The 21,021-nt window shown below is 73.1% G+C and carries 18 protein-coding genes; 2 read left to right on the top strand and 16 right to left on the bottom strand.

Annotated elements, in window-relative coordinates; all coding sequences use genetic code 11:
* Positions 1–2 precede the first annotated feature (2 nt).
* Positions 3–860 (bottom strand): trans-aconitate 2-methyltransferase, encoded by an 858-nt coding sequence (locus ACFYZ4_RS14045; RefSeq protein ID WP_390783993.1) that lies wholly within the window; start codon positions 858–860, stop codon positions 3–5.
* Positions 861–1,021: 161 nt separating this feature from the next.
* Here ACFYZ4_RS14045 and ACFYZ4_RS14040 point away from each other — a divergent pair, with 161 nt between their 5' ends.
* The gene (locus ACFYZ4_RS14040) at positions 1,022–1,519 is read left to right on the top strand and encodes a MarR family winged helix-turn-helix transcriptional regulator (RefSeq protein WP_030386194.1); all 498 of its coding nucleotides are present in this window, start codon (positions 1,022–1,024) and stop codon (positions 1,517–1,519) included.
* On the opposite strand, the gene ACFYZ4_RS14035 is transcribed toward ACFYZ4_RS14040, so the two are convergent.
* The 13 genes from ACFYZ4_RS14035 to rsmI all read right to left on the bottom strand — a co-directional run bounded on the left by ACFYZ4_RS14035 (position 1,478) and on the right by rsmI (position 17,809).
* Positions 1,478–2,245 carry a response regulator transcription factor gene (locus ACFYZ4_RS14035; RefSeq protein WP_351298822.1) on the bottom strand — a complete coding sequence of 256 codons (768 nt, stop codon included), beginning with the start codon at positions 2,243–2,245 and terminating at the stop codon, positions 1,478–1,480. The two genes, ACFYZ4_RS14040 and ACFYZ4_RS14035, sit on opposite strands and share 42 nt — an antisense overlap.
* 480 nt (positions 2,246–2,725) lie before the next feature.
* The gene (galE, locus tag ACFYZ4_RS14030; protein WP_390783992.1) at positions 2,726–3,685 is read right to left on the bottom strand and encodes a UDP-glucose 4-epimerase GalE; all 960 of its coding nucleotides are present in this window, start codon (positions 3,683–3,685) and stop codon (positions 2,726–2,728) included.
* Between the two features lie 47 nt (positions 3,686–3,732).
* Positions 3,733–4,458 (bottom strand): LuxR C-terminal-related transcriptional regulator, encoded by a 726-nt coding sequence (locus ACFYZ4_RS14025; protein ID WP_351298841.1) that lies wholly within the window; start codon positions 4,456–4,458, stop codon positions 3,733–3,735.
* A 153-nt stretch (positions 4,459–4,611) separates the two neighbouring features.
* Entirely contained in the window at positions 4,612–6,393 is a 1,782-nt protein-coding gene (locus ACFYZ4_RS14020) for a PQQ-binding-like beta-propeller repeat protein (RefSeq protein ID WP_390783991.1), read from the bottom strand.
* Between the two features lie 43 nt (positions 6,394–6,436).
* Positions 6,437–8,104, bottom strand: a complete 1,668-nt coding sequence (locus ACFYZ4_RS14015; RefSeq protein ID WP_390783990.1) for a PQQ-binding-like beta-propeller repeat protein — start codon at positions 8,102–8,104, stop codon at positions 6,437–6,439.
* A 155-nt stretch (positions 8,105–8,259) separates the two neighbouring features.
* A complete protein-coding gene (locus tag ACFYZ4_RS14010; protein WP_351298834.1) occupies positions 8,260–10,068 on the bottom strand; it encodes an ABC-F family ATP-binding cassette domain-containing protein in 1,809 nt (602 codons plus the stop codon).
* 53 nt (positions 10,069–10,121) lie between these two features.
* Positions 10,122–11,486: an acyltransferase family protein gene (locus ACFYZ4_RS14005; RefSeq protein ID WP_390783989.1), complete on the bottom strand. Its 1,365-nt coding sequence runs from the start codon at positions 11,484–11,486 to the stop codon at positions 10,122–10,124.
* 343 nt (positions 11,487–11,829) lie between these two features.
* On the bottom strand, positions 11,830–12,741 hold the full coding sequence (locus tag ACFYZ4_RS14000; RefSeq protein WP_390783988.1) for a 4-(cytidine 5'-diphospho)-2-C-methyl-D-erythritol kinase: 912 nt from the start codon (positions 12,739–12,741) through the stop codon (positions 11,830–11,832).
* Positions 12,738–13,658, bottom strand: a complete 921-nt coding sequence (gene rsmA, locus ACFYZ4_RS13995) for a 16S rRNA (adenine(1518)-N(6)/adenine(1519)-N(6))-dimethyltransferase RsmA (RefSeq protein ID WP_390783987.1) — start codon at positions 13,656–13,658, stop codon at positions 12,738–12,740. Before rsmA ends, ACFYZ4_RS14000 begins: the two co-directional genes overlap by 4 nt.
* The gene (locus ACFYZ4_RS13990) at positions 13,655–14,890 is read right to left on the bottom strand and encodes a ubiquitin-like domain-containing protein (protein WP_390784023.1); all 1,236 of its coding nucleotides are present in this window, start codon (positions 14,888–14,890) and stop codon (positions 13,655–13,657) included. Before ACFYZ4_RS13990 ends, rsmA begins: the two co-directional genes overlap by 4 nt.
* Positions 14,891–15,397: 507 nt before the next feature.
* Positions 15,398–16,279, bottom strand: a complete 882-nt coding sequence (locus ACFYZ4_RS13985; protein ID WP_390783986.1) for a TatD family hydrolase — start codon at positions 16,277–16,279, stop codon at positions 15,398–15,400.
* Positions 16,280–16,289: 10 nt separating this feature from the next.
* Positions 16,290–16,790 carry a hypothetical protein gene (locus ACFYZ4_RS13980; protein WP_390783985.1) on the bottom strand — a complete coding sequence of 167 codons (501 nt, stop codon included), beginning with the start codon at positions 16,788–16,790 and terminating at the stop codon, positions 16,290–16,292.
* Between the two features lie 161 nt (positions 16,791–16,951).
* On the bottom strand, positions 16,952–17,809 hold the full coding sequence (rsmI, locus tag ACFYZ4_RS13975; protein WP_351288260.1) for a 16S rRNA (cytidine(1402)-2'-O)-methyltransferase: 858 nt from the start codon (positions 17,807–17,809) through the stop codon (positions 16,952–16,954).
* A gap of 149 nt (positions 17,810–17,958) precedes the next feature.
* Here rsmI and ACFYZ4_RS13970 point away from each other — a divergent pair, with 149 nt between their 5' ends.
* Complete coding sequence (locus ACFYZ4_RS13970) at positions 17,959–19,728, top strand: dolichyl-phosphate-mannose--protein mannosyltransferase (protein WP_384352140.1); 1,770 nt, start codon at positions 17,959–17,961, stop codon at positions 19,726–19,728.
* A gap of 61 nt (positions 19,729–19,789) precedes the next feature.
* On the opposite strand, the gene ACFYZ4_RS13965 is transcribed toward ACFYZ4_RS13970, so the two are convergent.
* Positions 19,790–20,056 carry a hypothetical protein gene (locus ACFYZ4_RS13965; protein WP_351288224.1) on the bottom strand — a complete coding sequence of 89 codons (267 nt, stop codon included), beginning with the start codon at positions 20,054–20,056 and terminating at the stop codon, positions 19,790–19,792.
* A 160-nt stretch (positions 20,057–20,216) separates the two neighbouring features.
* A complete protein-coding gene (locus ACFYZ4_RS13960; protein ID WP_390783984.1) occupies positions 20,217–20,888 on the bottom strand; it encodes a histone deacetylase in 672 nt (223 codons plus the stop codon).
* Between the last annotated feature and the right edge of the window lie 133 nt (positions 20,889–21,021).

Here is a 21,021-nt window from a genome sequence, read left to right as displayed (position 1 = left end):
GGTCAGGCCTCCTTGCGGGCGACGGCGAAGATCCGGCGGAACGGGAAGACGGTGCCGCGGGGCCCGGCCGGATAGGCCACGCGCAGCCGGTCTCGGTATTCGGCGAGGAAGGCGTCCACGGCTTCGCGGTCGTCGCCGAGGGCGGTGAGGACGGGCCGCAGGGCGGTGCCCTTGACCCAGTCGAGAACGGCGTCGGGGCCCTGGAGCAGCTGGTGGTAGGTGGTCTCCCAGACGTCGGCGGCACAGCCGAGCGCGGTGAACCGGGCAAGGTATTCGGCGGGTTCGAGGAGGTGGATGTAGCGGGCGCCGTGGCCGGCGAGCCGGGACCGCCAGCGCGGGGTGTCGCACAGTTCGGCGAGCAGGGCGTGGCTGGGGGCGGTGAAGTTGCCGGGGATCTGGAAGGCGAAGGTGCCGCCGGGGCGCAGGCCGTTGATCCAGGCGCCGAAGGAGCCGGCGTGGCCGGGGACCCACTGCAGGGCGGCGTTGGAGACGATCAGGTCGTAGGGCTCCTCGGGGAGCCAGCCGGCGAGGTCCCCGTGGCGGAAGTCGAGGCTGCCGCCGCCGGGGGTGGGGCCGGCGTGCTCCTGGGTGGCCCGGTGGAGCATCTCCGGGGAGAGGTCGAAGCCGGTGATGCGGGCGCCGGGCCAGCGGTCGGCGAGGAGCGCGGTGACATTGCCGGGGCCGCAGCCGAGGTCGGCGATGCGGGCGGGCCGGTTGGGGAGCTCGGGTATCCGGTTGAGGAGGTCGAGGAAGGGCCGTGTGCGGTGGCCTGCGTGCCGGAGGTACTGCTGGGGATCCCAAGTGGGAGCGGAGGGCGCGGTGGACGTGGGGGTCCCCGAGTGCGCGGTATCGGAATACATGTTCGAGCCTCCCTGCTGGCGGGGCGGTCGGAAGCGGAATCTGTTCCGGCCCCCTCCATGCCCCATGCTCGCGCGATTTATATCTCGACGTCAAGATGCTCGTGATCAAGATACTCGGTATGAAGAGACTTCACATCGACAGACCCCTTACACTGATCCGCATGGAGGACGAGGTCGACCGACTGGTGGCGGCATGGCGGCGGGAGCGCCCTGACCTCGACGTGGAACCGCTCGAGGTACTGAGCCGCGTCAGCAGGCTCGCGCGCCATCTCGACCGCGCCCGCCGGCTCGCCTTCTCCGAGCACGGCCTGGAGCCGTGGGAGTTCGACGTCCTGACGTCCCTGCGCCGGGCCGGCGCGCCCTACCAGCTCTCTCCCGGCCAGCTCCTGACCCAGACCCTGGTCACCTCCGGCACCATGACCAACCGCATCGACCGGCTCGCCAAGAAGGGCCTCGTCGAGCGGCTCCCGGACCCCAGCGACCGCCGCGGGGTCCTGGTGCGGCTCACCCCCGAGGGCCGGGACCGTGCGGACCAGGCCCTCGCCGGGCTGCTGGCGCAGGAGCGGGCGATCCTGGCCCAGCTCTCGCAGAACCAGCGCGGTGATCTCGCCGGGCTGCTACGCCAGTTGACCGCTCCGTTCGACAACATCCCCGGCTAGGTCGGCCGGTCGTACGCCGGCCCGCCGGGCCAGCGCCACCGCCGCCAGCGTGGAGTGCACGCCGAGCTTGCCCAGCACGTTCTGCATGTGCGTGCGGACGGTGTGCGGGGACAGGAACAGGCGCGCGGCCACGTCCTTGCGTCCCAGCCCCGCCACCATGCAGCGCAGCACCTCGTGCTCGCGCGGAGTGAGCGACTCCACGAGCCGTTCGCTGTCCGTCCGGTGCTTGCGCGCCGCGGTCAACTCCCGGAGCACCCCGGTCAGCAGCGCGGGCGGCAGGTGGGTCTCCTCGCGCAGCACCCCGCGGATCACGGCCAGCAGCCGCGAGAGCGAGCAGTCCTTCGCCACCCAGCCCGAGGCCCCGGCCTGCAGCGCGTGCGCGGCCCGGCGCGGGTCGTCGCGCTCGGCGAGCACGACCGTACGGACCCCGGGGTGGGTCACCCGCACCCCGGCGACCAGCGCGATCCCGTCCGAGCCGGGCGGCGGTGGCCCCGTCCCCGACTCCCGCTGGGCGGGCACGGCCCCGGCGACCGCGCCGAGATCGGCGTCGACCAGCAGGACGTCGAAGCGGCGGCCCTCGGCCACCGCGCGTTCGAGGCAGCGCAGGGCGGCGGGGCCGCTGCCGGCCGCGGACACGTCCACGTCCGGCTCGGCCGCGAGCGCGGCTGCGAGCGATTCGGCGAAGATGCGGTGATCGTCGACGACGAGAACCCGGATACGAACCACAAAACCCCCAAGGGTAGGGGAACGGACGACGGCGGGTACGGCGCCCGGACCGGGTGATCCGCAGCTGCCCCGGCCGCCGCCGTGACACCTCTGCACTACCCCGGAGCGGACGTCGTACCCGACTTGTCTCGACCCCTGAATCAACACCGGCCCCCACCGGTGTCACGCATCAGCGTAGGGCCGGGTGCCGCTCACGGTTGGCCGAATAGCAGAAGTTTTCCCAGCGATTTTCCGGCGCAGGCGTTCCGAACCGCCTTTGTCATGGCTTGAAATCACCTGTACCACCGGTCCGGATGGCGGCTTCCGTACCGGCGCGTGCCACGGGCAGTTGCACGGGGGGTAATTCACCCGGCGTGTGCACGCCGGGCGCCCGCGCACAGCGCCCGGCGGCAGCGCATGGCCCACACGCACGCGCCCCCCGCACCGGACAGGGTGCGGGGGGCGCGCAGGACAGCGGTGTTCCGGGGGGATACCCGTGGGTCAGGCGGTGTGCGTGCGGGCGAAGTTCCACGCGTCCGTGATGATGCCGGTCAGGTCCGAGCGGCTCGGGGTCCAGCCGAGGCGCTCGTGCGCCGTGCGGGCGGAGGCGACCAGCATCGCGGGGTCGCCGGCCCGCCGCGGGGCGACGACCTCGGGGATCTCCCGGCCGGTGACCTTGCGGACCGTCTCGACGACCTCGCGGACCGAGAACCCGCTGCCGTTGCCCAGGTTGCAGATCAGGTGCTCCCCGCCGGCGGCGGCCTTGAGAGCGGCCAGGTGGGCCTCCGCCAGGTCGGCGACGTGGATGTAGTCGCGCACGCAGGTGCCGTCCGGGGTCGGGTAGTCCTCGCCGAACACCGAGATCGACTCGCGCTCGCCCAGCGCGACCTGGAGGACCAGCGGGATCAGGTGCGTCTCGGGCGTGTGCCGCTCGCCGAACTCCTTGTAGGCCCCGGCCACGTTGAAGTAGCGCAGGGACACCGCGGCCAGGCCGTGCGCCACGCACTCCCCCGCGATCATGTGGTCGACGGCCAGCTTCGAGGCGCCGTACGGGTTGGTCGGCGCGGTCACCGAGGCCTCGGTGAGCAGGCCCTCCGTCGGCTCCCCGTAGGTGGCGGCGGTGGAGGAGAACACCAGCTTGCGCACGCCCGCCCCGCGCATCGCGCCGAGCAGGGCGAGCGTGCCGCCGACGTTGTTCTCCCAGTACTTGCCCGGGTTCACCACGGACTCGCCGACCTGCGAGGAGGCCGCGAAGTGCAGCACCGCCTCGTAGGAGGAGTCCAGGTGGCGGGCGGCGTCCTGGATGCGGCCCTCGATGAAGGCGGCGCCCGCCGGGACGCCGACGCGGAAGCCGGTGCTGAGGTCGTCGAGGACGGTCACCTCGTGGCCGGCCTCCAGGAGGTGGGCCGCGACCACGCTGCCGACGTATCCGGCGCCACCGGTTACCAGGTACTTGCTCACTCGCCTACTGCCTCTCGCGGGGGAGCACGCGCGGGAGCGTGCGCGTGCTAGGACACTGGCTTACCCGATTCGACGCCCGCGGGGAAATCGGCGGCGGCGGACGGCCGCACCGGCAGCGCCCGGTCCAGCAGGCCGGTACGGGCGGCCAGCGCGGCCGCCTCCAGCCGCGATCCCACGCCCAGCTTCATCAGCACCCGCTGCACGTGCGTACGGGCGGTGCTCGGCGCGATCTCCATGCCCGCGGCGATCAGCCGGGTGTCCTCGCCCTCGGCGACCCGCACCAGCACCTCCACCTCGCGCGGGGTCAGCAGCCGCAGCAGCCGGCTGCCCTCGTCGTCGGGCTGGGCGGCCGGGTTCAGGAGCTCCGCGAAGGCCCCCTGCAGCAGCTGCGGGGCGATCGCCACCTCGCCCGCCCGCGCCTTGGCCAGCGCCCGCTCCACGCCCTCGATGCGCTCGTCGTGGCGCACGTACCCGGAGGCTCCGGCGGCGAAGGCGGCCGCGATCCCGCGCGGGCTCGGCACCGGGCCGAGGACGACGACGGCGATCTGCGGGCGCTCCCGCTTGATGCGGGCCACGGGCTCGAAGACCCCGGCCTCGGCGGGGCTCGCCGTCCCGAACAGGCAGACCTCGGGGGCGCGTCCGATGACCAGCTCGGCGGCGCCCGCGGCCGGGGCCGCGGCCGCCAGGACCCGGTGGCCGCGCAGTTTCAGGGCAGAGGCCAGCGCCTCGGCCAGCAGCCGGTGCTCGTCGACCACCACGACCCGTACGCCCATTGCGGAACCCACCCCCCACCCTTCTGACCCGGCAAGCTACACGCTTGTTCGACGGTGCGCGGGGGATACCGCGCAGAAGCCCCCGGAAGGCGGACCTTCCGGGGGCTTGCGGCGGCTCGCCGTCCGTCGTGCGTCGTGCGTCGTGCGGGCGGATCAGCTCGCGCTGAAGGAGGTGAAGATGAACTCCGGGTCGGACGTGGCGGAGTACGGCTTCTTGACCGAGGTGCGCGCGAGGAACAGCTTGCCGTTGTGGTAGCGGTACTCGTGGTAGTTGGGCGAGTAGGCCGTCTCGATGCGCTGGGTCGTCTTGTCCGACGGGTTCTCCATCAGGACGGTTTCCTTCATCGTCTTGCCGTCGATGCTGACGATCTGGCCGCCCTTGTCGTACGGGGGCTCCTTGTAGGCGATGACGTTCGACCCGTCCATGCGCAGCGGGTACAGCTTGTACCGCTCGCCCGCGTCGGCGCGGTCGGTGGTCTGCTTGCCGGTCTCCAGGTCGAAGGAGAGCAGCTCGTTGGTCTTGCCGTAGGCGTCCTTGCCCTGGTGCTCGTACGAGGGCAGGTAGAGCTTGCCGTTGCCGACGATCATCCCGGAGCAGCGCTCGACCTCGGTGTGGCACTCACCGCCGAAGGTGCCGGAGGAGAGCGAGATGTGCGTCTTCAGCTGGCCCGCGTTGTCGATGACGAAGAGGTCGCTGACGCCGCTGGCGTTCTTGGCGGTCTTGCCGACGTCGGCGGAGACGATCAGGGGCTTGGTGGAGACGATGCCGGCGGTCTCGATGCCCGCGGAGAGCTTGTACGAGTACTGCGGGGCGCCGGTGTTCGGGTCGAGGGCCTGCGCGTACAGGGTCTGGTTGGAGCTCTGGCCGCACCTGCGGATCACGGCGAGGGCCTCGCCGCCGCCGTAGCCGACGTCGCGGCAGCCTTCGCCGTCGACCTTGGGCAGCCACAGGGACTTGCCGTCGGCGAGGCTCCAGGCCGCGCCGCCCGAGGGACCGCCGGCGGCGACCGTCTGCCCGCTGACGGTGACCTCGTAGTAGGACACGGGCTTGTCACCGCTGGTGGCGCCCTTGGCCTGGCCGGTCCAGAGGAGCTTGCCGGCGGCCAGGTCGATGACGCCGACCTCGGTGCACGCCGGGTACTTGACCTCCGGCGTGGGCTTCGTGGGGCGGAAGATCACCGCGGTCTTGTTGTCGGTGACGTGCCGGGAGGCGCCGCAGAGCTCACCGGGGAGGGGCACCTCCCACTTCTTGCCGCCGTCGACGACGTTGTAGCCGACGATCTTGTACACGTCGGACTTGACGTAGGTGGAGTCGGTCAGCCAGGACCCGGGGACCTGGACCATCTCGTCCGGGGTCGGGCTCGGCTGGTTGACCAGCACCTTCGACTTGACGTTGGAGGGCACCTTCTCGCTGCCGCCCGCGCCGGGCTGGGACTTGTCGTCCCCCGGCTTGTCGGGACCGCTGTCCGCGGTGTCCGTCTTGCCGCCGCCGTCGCCGTCGCCGGAGGTGTACCAGAGGCCGCCGCCGACGATGAGGACGATGGCCAGCAGGGCCGCGCCGACGATCATCAGCTGGGTGCGCTTGTCGTTGCCGCCGCCGGCCGGGCCCTGGGCGGCGGGCGCCGGGGCGCCGGCCGAGCCGAAGGACGACGGGGCGCCGGGAGCGCCGTAGGGCGGCGGGGTGCCGGGAGCGCCGAACGGCGGCGGGGTGCCGGGCTGCTGCGGGTAGCCGTAGCCGGGGCCGGTCTGCGGGTACCCGTACGCGGCCGGCTGCTGCGCGGGCGCGGGCGGGCCGGCCGGCGGGGCGGGGGGTCCGGCGGGCGGCGCGGGCGGTCCGGCGGGCGGCGTGGGTGCGCCGAATCCGCCCGGCGGAGGGTCCTGCGGCGCGCCGAAGCCGCCGGACGGCGGCTGGCTGGGGGGCGGCGGGGTACTCATGGGTTGCTCTTGCCTCTCACTGGGCTGCTCGTTGGACGCGTTGTCACTTGCCGAAGACCATCAGGAGCTTCTCGTCCGTGGCCTTGGCCTGCAGGCGGGTGACGGAGAGGAAGAACCGTCCGTCCACGTAGTCGGCGTTCGGTGTGCTGAAGCCGCTCTCGATCGAAGTGGACGGGCCCGACGGGTGGCGCAGGAGCGCGGTGGGGGTGCCGCCGCCGGCCGGGATCGAGAGGACCTCGCCACCCGCGTCGTACTCCGCCGTGCGATAGGCGATCAGCTGCCCGTTCGCGACCTCGACCGGGACGAGGGTGCGCTTGTCGCCGGCCGGGGTGCGCCACCTGACCTTGCCGGAGGCCAGGTCGAAGGCGACGATCTCGTTGCCGGTGCCGGCCTCGGGCGACGTGGGCAGGTAGAGCGTGCCGGAGTCCGCGAGGCCCGGGGTGCAGTTCTGGAGCGACCGGCTGAAGGAGTTGAGGCAGGTCGCGAAGGAGCCTTCGCCGGAGATCGTGGAGCGCTGCTTGCCGTCGGGCCCGAGGACCACGATGGAGCGCTTCTTCTCCTCGTTGCCGAGGTCGAGGACGATCGGGTCCACCGAGTAGACGTTGGTGACGTTGAAGCCCTTGGGGAGCCGGAAGGACCAGGTCGACTTGCCCGTGACCGGGTCGGCGTCCTTGACCTCGACGGTGCGGTCGGCGTCCGTGCAGGTGCCGACACTGATCATCTTGCCGTTGCCGCCGACGTAGGCACCGATCATGCAGCCCTCGGCCGGGGACGCGAAGAGCTTGTCCCCGGTGCTGACCCTGAAAACGCTGGCGCGGGTGATCCGGTTGACGGAGACGGAGTCCCCGGTGAGGCTCAGGTGGGCGCCGCTGAAGAGGTCGAACGAGTTCTCCTTGGGCACCTCCTTCGTCCAGCCCTCCTTGCCCGTCTTGAGGTCGACCATGCGCAACTGGTTGCAGTCCGCCTGGTCGGACTCGCCGTTCTTGAACAGGACGACGGTCTTGCCGTCGGCGGTCATCTGGTGGGTGAGGGAGCAGATCTCGGCGGGGAAGGAGAGCGTCCACTTCTCCTTGCCGTCGGTGACCGCGTAGCCGTTGAGGGACTTCCAGACGCTCTTGACGACGGTGTCGCCGACGACCCACTGGGCCGCGGACTCGACGCCCATGCCGGGACCGTCGACCTTCGCGGTCTTGAACCAGAGGACCTTGTCCTCGCCCTGCTTGCGGCCGGAGTTGAGGTCGGTCCCGTCACCGCCGGTGCCGTTGCCGTTGCCGTTGCCGTCGCCGTTGTCCACGGAGGGCGAGCCGGAGGGCTTGGCGTCGGTGGACTCCTGCGCGACGGGCGGCTTCGGGTCCTCGTCGGAGGACCCGGAGAAGGCGAAGTAGCCGACGACGGACACGGCGAGGACGGCCGCGGCGGCCGAGGCGGCGATCAGCACGGTCCGCTTCTTCTTCGGCGGCACGCCGGGGCCACCGGGGGCTCCGGGCACACCGGGCATGCCGGGCATGCCGGGCATCCCGGGCGGCGGCGGGTAGCCGTAACCCGGCGGCTGCTGCTGGACGGTGGGCGGCTGCTGCGCGTACGGGGCCTGCTGCGCGTACGGGTTCTCGCCCTGCGCCGGGTAGCCGTACCCCTGCTGCGGCGGGCCGGGCAGGTGACCGTAACCGGAGGGATTCGGTGGCTGGTTCGGCGGCTGGGGCGGCTCGGTCATCAGCGCACGCTTTCGGCTTCGGCGGGTCGGGGAGGATGACCTTTCTATCACTGACGGCGCTCGAACACCGGGCCGGTCCGCCCCCTGTTCCCAAGGGAGGACCGGCCCGTGATGCCGTCGTTATCCCGCCAGTTGGCCCGGCGGGGTGCTGGAATCTAGGCCTCCTCGGCCAGCTCCAGCCAGCGCATCTCCAAATCGTCGCGGTCCGCGAGCAGTTCGCGAAGCTCCGCGTCGAGCTTGGCCACCTTGTCGTAGTCGGTGGAGTTCTCGGCGATCTGGGCGTGCAGGTTGCCCTCGCGGTCGGCGAGCTTGTTCAGCTGCCGCTCGATCTTCTGGAGTTCCTTCTTCGCGGCACGGGAGTCCACCGAGGCGGCGGTCTTCGCCACCGCGGCGGCGGTGGCCGGGACGGCAGCCGGAGCGGCCGCGTCGATCATCCTCCGGCGGCGCTCCAGGTACTCGTCCAGGCCGCGCGGCAGCATCCGCAGGCTCGCGTCGCCGAGCAGTGCCATCACCGTGTCGGTGGTGCGCTCGATGAAGAACCGGTCGTGGGAGATCACGATCATCGAGCCGGGCCAGCCGTCGAGGAGGTCCTCCAGCTGGGTCAGCGTCTCGATGTCGAGGTCGTTGGTGGGCTCGTCGAGGAAGAGGACGTTGGGCTCGTCCATCAGCAGGCGCAGGATCTGCAGCCGGCGCCGCTCACCGCCGGAGAGGTCGCCGACCGGCGTCCACTGCTTCTCCTTGGTGAAGCCGAACTGCTCGCACAGCTGGCCCGCCGTCATCTCGCGGCCCTGGCCGAGGTCGACGCGGTCACGGACGCGCTGCACGGCCTCCAGGACCCGCAGGGACGGGTCGAGTTCGCCGACCTCCTGCGAGAGGTAGGCCAGCTTGACGGTCTTGCCCACGGTGATCTTGCCGGCGGCGGGCTGTACGTCGCCCTGGGAGCGGGCGGCCTCGGCGAGCGCGCGCAGCAGGGAGGTCTTGCCGGCGCCGTTGACACCGACGAGGCCGACGCGGTCGCCGGGGCCCAGGTGCCAGGTGAGGTGCTTGAGCAGTTCCTTGGGGCCGGCGTGGACGCCGACGTCTTCCAGGTCGAAGACGGTCTTGCCGAGGCGGGCGTTGGCGAACCGCATCAGCTCGGACTTGTCGCGCGGCGGCGGCACGTCGGCGATCAGGTCGTTGGCGGCCTCGATGCGGTAGCGGGGCTTGGAGGTCCGGGCGGGGGCGCCGCGGCGCAGCCAGGCCAGCTCCTTGCGCATCAGGTTCTGCCGCTTGGACTCCTCGGTGGCGGCGATGCGGTCGCGCTCGGCGCGGGCGAAGACGTAGTCGCTGTAGCCGCCCTCGTACTCGTGCACGTCACCGCGCTGCACGTCCCACATGCGGGTGCAGACCTGGTCGAGGAACCAGCGGTCGTGGGTGACGCAGACGAGCGCGGAGCGGCGCTCCTGGAGGTGCTGGGCCAGCCAGGAGATGCCCTCGACGTCGAGGTGGTTGGTGGGCTCGTCGAGGATCAGGAGGTCCTGGTCGGCGATGAGCAGCTTGGCGAGGGCGATGCGGCGGCGCTCGCCGCCGGAGAGCGGGCCGATGACGGTGTCGAGGCCCTGGCCGAAGCCGGGCAGGTCGAGGCCGCCGAAGAGTCCGGTGAGGACGTCGCGGATCTTGGCGTTGCCGGCCCACTCGTGGTCGGCCATGTCCCGGATGATCTCGTGGCGGATGGTGGCCGTGGGATCGAGGGAGTCGTGCTGGGTGAGGACGCCCATGCGCAGGCCACCGGACTGGGTGACCCGGCCGGTGTCGGGCTCCTCCAGCTTGGCCAGCATGCGGATGAGGGTGGTCTTGCCGTCGCCGTTGCGGCCGACCACGCCGATCCGGTCCCCCTCGGACACGCCGAGGGAGATGCCGTCCAGCAGGGTACGTGTGCCGTACACCTTGCTGACTGCCTCGACATTGACCAGATTGACGGCCATCAGACGCGCTCCAGGTGGGGTACCCCCGGACGGACTCTGGGGGAGGGGGTGGATCAGCTGCCCAGCCTAACGCTCCGCGCCGGGGCTGACCGTTCCACGAGCAGGGCGCCCGCGAGGGCCATCCCGATGGCCACCGGAGCGGTGACCGGGAAGGCGATCAGGGTGGCGCTGTGGCCGTCGAGCAGACCGCCGAGTCCGGTCATGGACAGGCCCAGGATGCCGAGCAGGGACAGGGCGATGCCGAGGGCGGCGACGAGGCCGCCGGCGCCGCCCGCCGTGCCGGTGCGCGAGTCGGCGGGGGCGGCCGGGGCGGCCGGGGCGGTCGGCGCGGCCTCGAAGCGGCGGAACAGCGCGACGAAGCCGGCCGTCAGGGCGATCGCGGCCAGGATCCGTACGGGGACCTGCGCCCACCAGGCGGCGCTTGCCGGGGCCGGCAGGTCCAGGCCGAGGGCGAGCTGGGCCCCGTACACGCCGAGCATGGCGGTGAGGTGCCACAGGAAGGCGGTCATGGCGACGCCGTTGGCGGCGACCACACCGCGCCAGACGCGGGGGCGCTCCAGCCGGCGGGCGGCGGGCCGGGCGAGCAGCTGGACGGCGCCGACGAGCCACATGCCGTGCGCGAGCAGGGCGAGGGTGGGCGGCGCCATGTTGGACACCTTCTCGCCGGGCATCCCCACCATGGACAGCGGGTACGGGCCGTACGCCACCAGGAGGACGGCCCCGGCCAGACCCGCGGCGGCGAGGAGGGCGGGCCGGCGGATCCGGCCGTCGGCGCGCAGGAAGCCGAGCTGGTGCACGGCGAGCCAGACGAGGGCGAAGTTCAGGAACTCGACGTACGGCACGCCGAGCGCGAAGCGCAGTACGTCGACCAGCGCGGCCGACCCGGCCAGCGCGGCGAAGGCGGCCCAGCCGTGGCGCTCGTGCAGCTTCAGCAGGGGCGGGGTGAAGGCGACCATCGCCAGGTAGATGCCGATGAACCACAACGGCTGGGTGACCATCCGCAGCGCGGCCCCGGTCAGCCGGCCGCCGCCGTGCCCGGCGAGCTGCACGGCGAGCGCGGCGGCGGCCCACACCAGGACGAAGACAAGGGTCGGGCGCAACAGCCTTCGCAGGCGGGCCCGGAGGAAGGCGGCGTAGACGGAGGCCGCGGGGTCGCTGCGGCGGGCGAGGGAGCGGTAGGACAGGGCGTGCGAGAACCCGCCGACGAAGAAGAACACCGGCATGACCTGCAGCCCCCAGGTGAGCACCTGGAGGCCGGGCAGGAGGGCGAGCAGGTTCCCTATCCCGTCGCCACTGACGGCGGCCATCAGCCAGTGCCCGCCGATGACGGCGCCGAGCGAGGCGACGCGCAACAGGTCGACGTACCGGTCCCGGCCGGGCGGGGTGGCGAGGGCGAGGTCGCGTGCGCTGGCTGTCATGCCACCACGGTCGCCTCCGGCGCGGGGCTCCACCAGGGTGCGCATACTCAACTCCCGCCTAGGTACCGGGGCTCGGCGCGCGCCTCAATCGCCGGCGGGCTCCAAAACCGGGGCTCCGCCCCGCACCCCGCTCCTCAAACGCCGGAGGGGCTGAAAGGTCGCCTCAAACGCCGGCGGGGCTGGAATGTGCGGCGGGACGGAAGTTGCAGGCTGACGCCGGCAAAATCCAGCCCCGCCGGCGTTTGAGGCGCGGGGTACGGGGCGGAGCCCCGGGTATTTCAGCCTCGCCGGCGATTGAGGCGCGGGGGGTCGGGGGCTGGCCCCCGACCGCGGCGGCGCGGGTTCAGGACGGCAGGACCGTGGCGCCCGGGGCCGGCGAGCTCGCCACGCGCGTGGCCCGGCAGGTGCCCGAGGCGTCCAGCGCCGCGGCCACCTTCTCGGCCGACTCCTGGTCCGCGACCAGGAACGCCGTCGTGGGGCCCGACCCCGAGACCAGCGCGGCCAGCGCCCCGGCTCCGGTGCCCGCCGCCAGCGTGTCCGCAAGGGACGGCCGAAGGGAAAGCGCCGCCGCCTGAAGGTCATTGGTCAGCGCAGCGCCCAGCGCGGCCGGATCACCCGACGCCAGGGCCGCGAGCAGCGCCGGCGAGGCTTCGGGGGCCGGGACCTCCCGCTCGGCGGTGAGCCGGTCGAACTCGCGGAACACCGCCGGGGTGGACAGCCCCCCGTCGGCCACCGCGAACACCCAGTGGAACGCCCCCGCGGCCACCGGGGTCAGCAGCTCACCGCGGCCCGTGCCGAGCGCGGCCCCGCCGACGAGGCTGAAGGGGACGTCGCTGCCGAGCTCCGCGCAGATGTCGAGGAGTTCGGCGCGCGGGGTGTCCAGACCCCACAGGGTGTCGCAGGCCAGCAGGGCCGCCGCACCGTCCGCGCTGCCGCCCGCCATGCCGCCCGCCACCGGGATGTTCTTCGCGATGTGGAGGTGGACGGCGGGCTCGATGCCGTGGCGGGCCGCGAGGATCTCGGCCGCCCGCGCCGCCAGGTTGGTGCGGTCCAGCGGGACCTGGTCGGCGTCGGGCCCCTCGCAGGTCACCGTCAGCGTGTCGGCCGGGGTGGCCGTGACCTCGTCGAACAGGGAGACGGCGAGGAAGACGTTGGCCAGGTCGTGGAAGCCGTCGGGCCGGGCCGCGCCCACCGCCAGCTGCACGTTGACCTTCGCGGGGACCCGAACGGTCACACCCGTCGTGCGCGCGCTCACAGTGCGGGCCTCTCCGCCGCGGGCTTGTGCTCGGCGATCGCGGCGAACTCCTCCACCGTCAGGGACTCGCCGCGTGCCTGCGGCGAGATGCCGGCGGCGACCAGCGCGGCCTCCGCGCCCGCCGCCGAGCCGGCCCAGCCGGCCAGCGCGGCGCGCAGCGTCTTGCGGCGCTGCGCGAAGGCGGCGTCGACGACCGCGAAGACCTCCGCCTTGGAGGCGGTGGTCTTGATCGGTTCGGTGCGCCGCACCAGCGAGACGAGACCGGAGTCGACGTTCGGGGCGGGCCAGAAGACCTTGCGGCCGATGGCGCCGGCGCGCTTGACGTGCGCGTACCAGTTGGCCTTGACCGAGGGGACCCCGTAGACCTTGTTGCCGGGCTCGGCGGCCAGCCGGTCGGCGACCTCCGCCTGCACCATCACGAGCGTGCGCTCGATGGTGGGGAAACGGTCGAGCATGGTCAGCAGGACGGGCACGGCCACGTTGTACGGCAGGTTCGCGACGAGCGCGGTCGGCGGCGGGCCGGGCAGTTCCGTCACGAGCATCGCGTCGGAGTGGACCAGCGCGAACCGGTCCATCTTCGCCGGCATGCGGGCCTCGATGGTGGCGGGCAGCGCGGCGGCCAGGATGTCGTCGATCTCGACGGCGACGACCCGGTCGGCGGCCTCCAGCAGCGCGAGCGTCAGCGAGCCCAGCCCCGGGCCGACCTCGACGACCACGTCGTCAGGGCGCACCTCGGCGGTCCGCACGATCCGGCGGACCGTGTTGGCGTCGATGACGAAGTTCTGCCCCTTCTGCTTCGTCGGGCGTACGCCGAGTGCTGCGGCCAGCTCCCGGATGTCGGCCGGCCCGAGGAGGGCGTCGGGCGTGCCGGGGGTACTGGAGGAGGGGTTCTCGGGCTGCTGCTCTGCGGTGCTCACCGGTAAAGCCTACGGCCGCAGTGGGGCCAGGGGCTCGCCCCCCGCTGCACGTAGAGCTTCTTGGCGCGGTAGGTCTGTTCCGTGCCCGAGGCGTCCTGGGGGCGGCCGCTGCCGCCGAGGCCCTGCCAGGTGCGGACGTCGAACTGGTAGAGGCCGCCGTACGTTCCCGAGGCGTCGGTGGCCGAGGGGCGGCCGCCGGACTCGCACTGGGCGAGGGCCGCCCAGTTGAGGCCGTCGGCGCCGGTGACGGAGCTGGGCAGCGGTTTGGTGCCGACCTTGACGAGCTGGGTGACGGGCTCGCGGACGACCTCGTCGGCGATGGCGCGGGGGGTCTGGCGGACCCCGTTGACCGTACGCAGGGTGTAGGTGACCCGGCGCGCCCCGGGCCGGCCGGCGCGTTCGACGACCTCGGTGCCGGCGAACAGGTCGGGGTCGTCGACCTTCTCGGTCTCGAACGGGATGCGCTCCTCGCGGACCTCTCGGGTGCCGGTGATGCGGAGCACGGTCACGGTCTGGCCGTCGCGCGGGAACGCGGCGAGGGGTACGGAGGTGGTGTCCTGGCCCTGGAGGGTGATGCCGGCCTGGTCGAGGGCCTCCTGGACGGTGGCGGCGTTGGTGCGGATGGTGCGTTCGCGGCCGTCTGCCATGAAGGTGACGCTGCGTTCGGTGCGGACGCTCAGGGCGAGGCCGGCGCGCGGGACGGGCGCGGTGCGGGGGGCGGAGAGGTAGGCGCCCTCGGCGCGGATGCCGAACTGGCGCAGCGCGCCTTCGACGGTGCGGGCGGTGGTCCACACCTGGCGGTGCTGCCCGTCGAGGGTCAGGCGCAGGGGGCGGCCGTAGCGGACGACGATCTCCTCGCCGTCTTCGAGGGGTTCGCCGGGGGCGGGGGCGACGAGGTCGTGGGGGCCGACGCCGAGGCCTTCGGCGGCGAGCAGTTCCTCGACGTCGTCGGCGAAGGTGTGCAGGTTCCTCGGGACTCCGTCCACGGTGAGCCGTACGGACTTGTCAGCGGCGACGAACGCGGTCGTGCCGCCGGCGAGGAAGGCGACGACCAGGGCCTGCGGAACGATCCGCCGCCAGTTCCCACCGGGTGCGGCGGGGGCGCTGCGCGCGGCGCGGCGGCGGCCGGTGCCGGTGCCGGGCGGCGGGACCGGGGCGTCGGCGGGCGCGCCGCGGCCTCGGGCGCGGCGGCCCGTCCCCGGGACCGCCGGGGCGGCGGGGGCAGGGGCCACGGCGGCGCCGGCCGGGCTCGCGGCCCGGCGGCGGCCCGAGCCGGGGGCGGCCAGGGTGTCGGCCTCGGAGCGCCTGGCCAGGTCGGCGAGCTCGGCCAGCTCCTCCAGTGCGGCCAGCCCGGCCAGTTCGGCGAGCTCGGCCGGTGTCGCGGCGTCGGCCCGGCGGCGGCGCCCCGCCCGCCGGCTGCCGGGGCGGGGGGCCGGGACTCCGGGGTCGGGGTCGGGGTCGGGGTCGGGGTCCCGGAGCGTGTCCCCGGGTTCCCCCGTACCGGCCGTCCAGGCCTGGGGTTCGGCCCCGTACACCTCGGGGACGGGACCGCCACGGCGGTGACTGCCCTGCGTATCGCTCACGACGCTCGCTCCACTGGTGATCCGGCACCCCGGTTCGGGCACGGCACCCTAGCGGAGGAGTCGTCACGCTCCAAAGCCGGACGGACACCCAGCGTGTCGGATCGGGGTGGCGGGACGCCGGTGGATCACCGGTGGATCACCGAGGGAACGACGGATTCAGTAGGCGAAGGCGCGTGCCGTGTTGGCGGCCAGTGCGGTGGCCATCGCGTCCTCGTCGATGCCGCGGACCGCGGCCATCGCCCGTACCGTCAGCGGAATGAGGTACGGCGCGTTGGGCCGTCCGCGGTACGGCGCCGGGGTCAGGTAGGGCGCGTCCGTCTCGACGAGTACGAGCTCCAGCGGGGCCACGGCCAGCGCCTCGCGCAACGGCGCGGCGTTCTTGAAGGTGACGGTCCCGGCGAAGGACATGTAGTACCCGGCGGCGGCGCACTCGCGGGCCATGTCGGCGTCCCCGGAGTAGCAGTGGAAGACGGTCCGCTCCGGGGCGCCCTCCTCGCGCAGGACGCGCAGCACGTCCGCGTGGGCGTCGCGGTCGTGGATGACCAGCGCCTTGCCCTGCCGCTTGGCGATCTCGATGTGGGCACGGAAGGAGCGCTCCTGCGCGGCCATGCCCTCCGGGCCGGTGCGGAAGTAGTCGAGGCCGGTCTCGCCGACCGCCTTGACGTGGTCGAGGGCGGCCAGCGCCTCGATCTCGGCGAGCGCCTCGTCGAGGGCGGCCTCGCCGCCGCCGGTCCGGGCGCCCTGCCGTGACCATCCGTCGGGATCCCCGAGGACGATCCGGGGGGCTTCGTTCGGGTGAAGGGCGACGGCCGCGTGGACGTTCTCGTACGCGGCGGCGGTCTCGGCGGCCCACCGGGAGCCCTTCACGTCGCAGCCCACCTGGACGACGGTGCTCACGCCGACCGAGGCGGCCTTCGCGAGGCCCTCCTCGACGGTGCCCGCCTGCATGTCGAGGTGGGTGTGCGAGTCGGCCACCGCCACCCGGAGGGGTTCGGGCAGCGGGGGCAGTGCGTCCTTGGAGGCGGAGGAAGGGCTCATACGGCCGATCTTATGACCGGCGGAACACGCCCAGCAGGCGGGAGAGCCAGCCCCGGCGCTCCCCGGCCTGGTCGACGGCGACGGGTCCGGGGGAGTCGTGCTCGCCCTTGCGGGGCTTCGGGGTCCGCGGGACGTTCGCCCCGGCCGGCACCGGTCCGGCGATCCCGGGGGCGATGCGGTGGTGGTACAGGTGGTCGATCATGCCGAGCACCGAGGAGACCTGGCCCGCGCGCATGATCCGTACGACGTGTCCGCCGCAGTTCATGCAGGTCGGGTTGGACAGCGGGGAGGGCACCCGCTCGCCGTTGACCGTGTACATGATGAACGGCTCGCCCCTGCCGTCGACGTGGTGCTCGATGGCGTACGCCTGCTCCCAGCCGTATCCGCACCTCATGCAGGCGAAGGAGTAGGCCTCGTGGACGGTCTGCACGTCGGGTCGGGAGACGGCGGCAGGGACTGCGGCGGGTACCGCTGCGGGGACGGGTACCGGGGTGTCAGCTATCTCACTCATGCCAGCTCCTCTTGTTCCACTGGTGCCATTGCCAGTGGACGCCTCTTCGGGCGGGAGCGCATCAGGCCCTGTCCAGTGTTGGACGGTCTTTGGGCGAGTCCATGCCCAAAGCGCCCGGTGCCCGGTCTGAGCTTTGCTTTTCAGGTTAGCTCTTTACCGACTTACGGCACCTTCTGTGCCGCATTCTTTGCCGCGACCACGGCGTCGAACACCTCGCGCTTGGGTACCCCGGCCTCGGCCGCGACCGCCGCGATGGCCTCCTTGCGCCGCTCCCCCGCCTCCTCGCGCACCTGCACCCGGCGCACCAGCTCCTCGGCGTCCACGTCGCCGGGTCCGGCGGCCGGGGCGCCCTCCACGACGACGGTGATCTCCCCGCGCACCCCTTCGGCGGCCCAGGCCGCGAGCTCGCCGAGGCCGCCGCGCTTGACCTCCTCGTACGTCTTCGTCAGCTCGCGGCAGACCGCGGCCCGCCGCTCGGCGCCGAAGACCTCGGCCATCGCGGCGAGGGTGTCGTCGAGCCGGTGCGGGGCCTCGAAGTAGACGAGGGTGCGCCGCTCGGCCTCGACCTCGCGCAGCCGGCCGAGGCGCTCGCCCGCCTTGCGCGGCAGGAACCCCTCGAAGCAGAACCGGTCCACGGGCAGCCCGGACAGGGCGAGCGCGGTGAGCACCGCGGACGGCCCGGGGACGGCGGTGACCCGGATGTCCTTCTCCACGGCGGCGGCGACCAGCCGGTAGCCGGGGTCGGAGACCGAGGGCATGCCGGCGTCGGTCACGAGCAGGACGCGCGCGCCGCCGGCCAGGGCCTCGACCAGCTCGGGGGTGCGCGCCGACTCGTTGCCCTCGAAGTACGACAGGACCCGCCCGGTGGTGTGCACGCCGAGGCCCTGGGTCAGCCGGCGCAGCCGCCGGGTGTCCTCGGCGGCGATCACATCGGCCCGCTCCAGCTCGGCCGCGAGGCGCGGCGGGGCGTCGGCGAGGTCGCCGATGGGGGTGCCGGCGAGGACGAGCGTGCCCGTCAGGCCTTCGGCCGCGGCGGCACGGGGGGTGGGCTGGGTACCGCGGGGCTGGTCGTTTGTCACCCGCCCATCCTCTCAGTCCCGCGCCTCGCCGCCCCCCGTCAGGCCCCGGCCACTGGGGCGCACACAGTTCTCTTCCCTACGATGTGCCGGTGACCAGTACCGCGACGCCGTCGCCCAGCCCCGCGGGGGCCCCTGCCGCCTCGCCGGCGGGGCGCGAAGAAGAGCCGCCCACCTGGCTGCGCCGGCTGCGCGGCTTCGGCTACGTGCCGGCCGCCGCCGCGTCGCCGCGCGCGGACGTCCGCACCCGGCTGGTGCCCCCGTACGCCAAGCCGTCCCGGCAGCTGTGGCTGACCTTCGGTCTGCCGCCGGAGGTGTGGGGGACCTGGCAGCGCATCGTCGGGTGGGCGGGGCCGCTGCTGGTGGCGCTGGTCGCCGGGGTGCTGCGGTTCGTGCACCTGGGCAGCCCGAAGGCGGTGATATTCGACGAGACGTACTACGCCAAGGACGCGTGGGCCACGGTCCGGCAGGGCTACGAGGCGAGCTGGCCCAAGGACATCGACGCGTCGATCCTCGCCAATCCGGACGGGGTCGCGCTGCCGGTGGACCCGGGCTACGTGGTGCACCCGCCCGTGGGCAAGTGGATCATCGGGCTCGGCGAGTGGATGTTCGGCTTCACCCCCTTCGGCTGGCGGTTCATGACCGCCGTGCTCGGCACCCTGTCGGTGCTGATGCTGTGCCGGATCGGGCGGCGCCTCTTCCGTTCGACCTTCCTGGGCTGTCTGGCGGGCGCGCTGCTCGCGGTGGACGGCCTGCACCTGGTGATGAGCCGCACCGCACTGCTGGACCTGGTGCTGATGTTCTTCGTGCTCGCCGCGTTCGGGGCGCTGCTCATCGACCGGGACCGGACCCGGCTCAGACTCGCGGACGCGCTGCCCGTCGATCCGGAGGGCCGGACCCGGCCCGACATGAAGATCGCCGAGACGCTGCGGCTGGGCTGGCGGCCGTACCGGATCCTGGCCGGGGTCTGCCTGGGCCTGGCCGCGGGCACGAAGTGGAACGGTTTCGTCGTCCTGGCCTTCTTCGGGGTCCTGACCGTGCTGTGGGACGCGGCCGCGCGCCGCACCGCGGGCGCGGGGGCCCCGTACGCGGCGATGCTGCGGCGCGACGCGCTGCCCGCGTTCGTGTCGACGGTGCCGGTCGCGATCGTGACGTACGTGGCCTCGTGGTCGGGCTGGATCTTCAGCCCGGACAACGGCAAGGGCGGCTATCTGCGCGACTGGGCGGCCAAGAACGACCAGCACAGCGCGCTGTCGTTCCTGCCGGAGTGGCTGCGCAGCCTGTGGCACTACGAGACCGAGGTCTACCGGTTCCACGTCGGGCTGACCTCGGGGCACACCTACGAGTCGAACCCGTGGAGCTGGCTGGTCCTGGGCCGGCCCGTCTCCTATTTCTACGAGTCCCCCGCGCCCGGCACCGACGGCTGCCCGGCGACCGAGGCGGGCAAGTGCGCCCGCGAGGTGCTGGCGCTGGGCACCCCGCTGCTGTGGTGGGCGGGCTGCTTCGCGCTGCTGTACGTGCTGTGGCGGTGGTTCTTCCGCCGTGACTGGCGGGCGGGCGCGATCGCGTGCGCGGTGGCCGCGGGTCTGCTGCCCTGGTTCAACTACCAGGAGCGGACGATCTTCTACTTCTACGCGGTGGTCTTCGTCCCGTACCTGTGCCTGGCGGTGGCGATGATGATCGGCGCCCTGCTGGGCCCGGCGGGCTCGTCGGAGCGCCGGCGGGCGCTGGGCGCGATCGGGGCGGGGGTGCTGGTCCTGCTGATCGTCTGGAACTTCATCTACTTCTGGCCGATCTACACGGGCCAGACCTTGCCCATGGACTCCTGGCGCAACCGCATGTGGCTGGACACCTGGGTCTAGCAGCCCAAACGAGGGCCCCGGTGCCGGACGGCGTCGGGGCCCTCGGCGTTGGTCGTCGGTGCTACTGCGGGGCCACCTGGCAGGCGTTGGCCGCGTCCTCCTTGGAGACGCCGGCCTCGGTGAGGCTGGCGCTGCAGCTGGTCTGGTTGCCGATCTGACCCTCGTAGCAGGCCTGCCGGATGTCGTCCGTGACCTGCACCTTCTTCTGTTCGAGGGACTGCTCGCAGGCCTTCATGTCCGCGTGCGCGGCGGGGGCGACGAAGACGGCGCCGCCGACGGCGAGGGCGAGGCCGGCGAGGATGCCGGGGATACGGGCGGACGGACGCATGCGCTGCACCTGCTCTCTCGGTGGGACGCGCGATCGGCGGTGCGCCGGACCACGGGCGGGGGCGGCGGCGCTGAGCGGGCACTCGGAGGGGCGACCGTACTCGAACGCGGCGGTCACCCTCGCCCTTTCGACGCTAGAGCACGGCCCCGGGCCGCGCACTTCAGGTCAGGAGGGCCGCGATCCGGTCCGCGCTCCAGTGGCCGGCCGCGCCGGGGCAGCGGGCGAGGTAGTCGGCGACGGAGCGGGCTCCCCAGGCACCGGACTCCAGCAGCCCGGCCGCCAGGTGCGTGACGTACGCGGCGGCGGGGCTGACCCAGTCCACCTCGTGCATGGCCCAGGGCGCGGTGAAGGTCAGCACGGGGATGCCGTCGAGGGCGCCGGAGCAGATCAGCGTCTCGTACCGGCCGGGTCCCAGCTCGTCGCGGCCGGTGCGCAGGACGCGGGTGAGGTCGACGTCGGCGCCGGCGCCGGGCTCCCGGTACATCTCCTGGGCGGCGATGTCGGAGAACTGCTGGGCGGTGACCAGGTGGGCCCGTCCGCGGATGCGGCCCGGGGCCGTCGGGTCGTAGAACCCGCGGCCGCCCGTCCACACGAGGGACTCGGTGGCGAAGTACAGGCTTCCGGGCAGTTCCACGGCCACGGAGCGGGCCGGCGCGCGGGGGTCGCGGCAGCCGGGCTGGCTGCGGGCGCCGCCCGCGGGGGTGCCCCCGGCCAGGTAGCAGGCCAGCCGGCCCCGGTGCATGTTCGAGCCGTAGGAGGTGTACCAGATCCGCTCGGGAGGCGCTCCGCCGGTGCGGAGCGCCTCCACTGCCTTGGGCCTCGTCGTGGTCATCAGTTCGTACAACGGTCTTCGCAGTCGCGATGTTCCGGTCCGGTAACAACGCCCGGAACGATCTGCTCCGCAGCGTAAGGTCCGCACCGAGGTTTCTTTGAACGCGTTCAGAGAAACATGGCTCCTGGGGAGG

It is taken from the genome of Streptomyces sp. NPDC001513, assembly GCF_042894695.1.
In the GTDB taxonomy this organism is placed as follows: Bacteria; Actinomycetota; Actinomycetes; order Streptomycetales; family Streptomycetaceae; genus Streptomyces.
The sequence above is the reverse complement of the archived record's forward strand: the minus strand, read 5'-3'. Positions and strand labels throughout refer to the sequence as shown.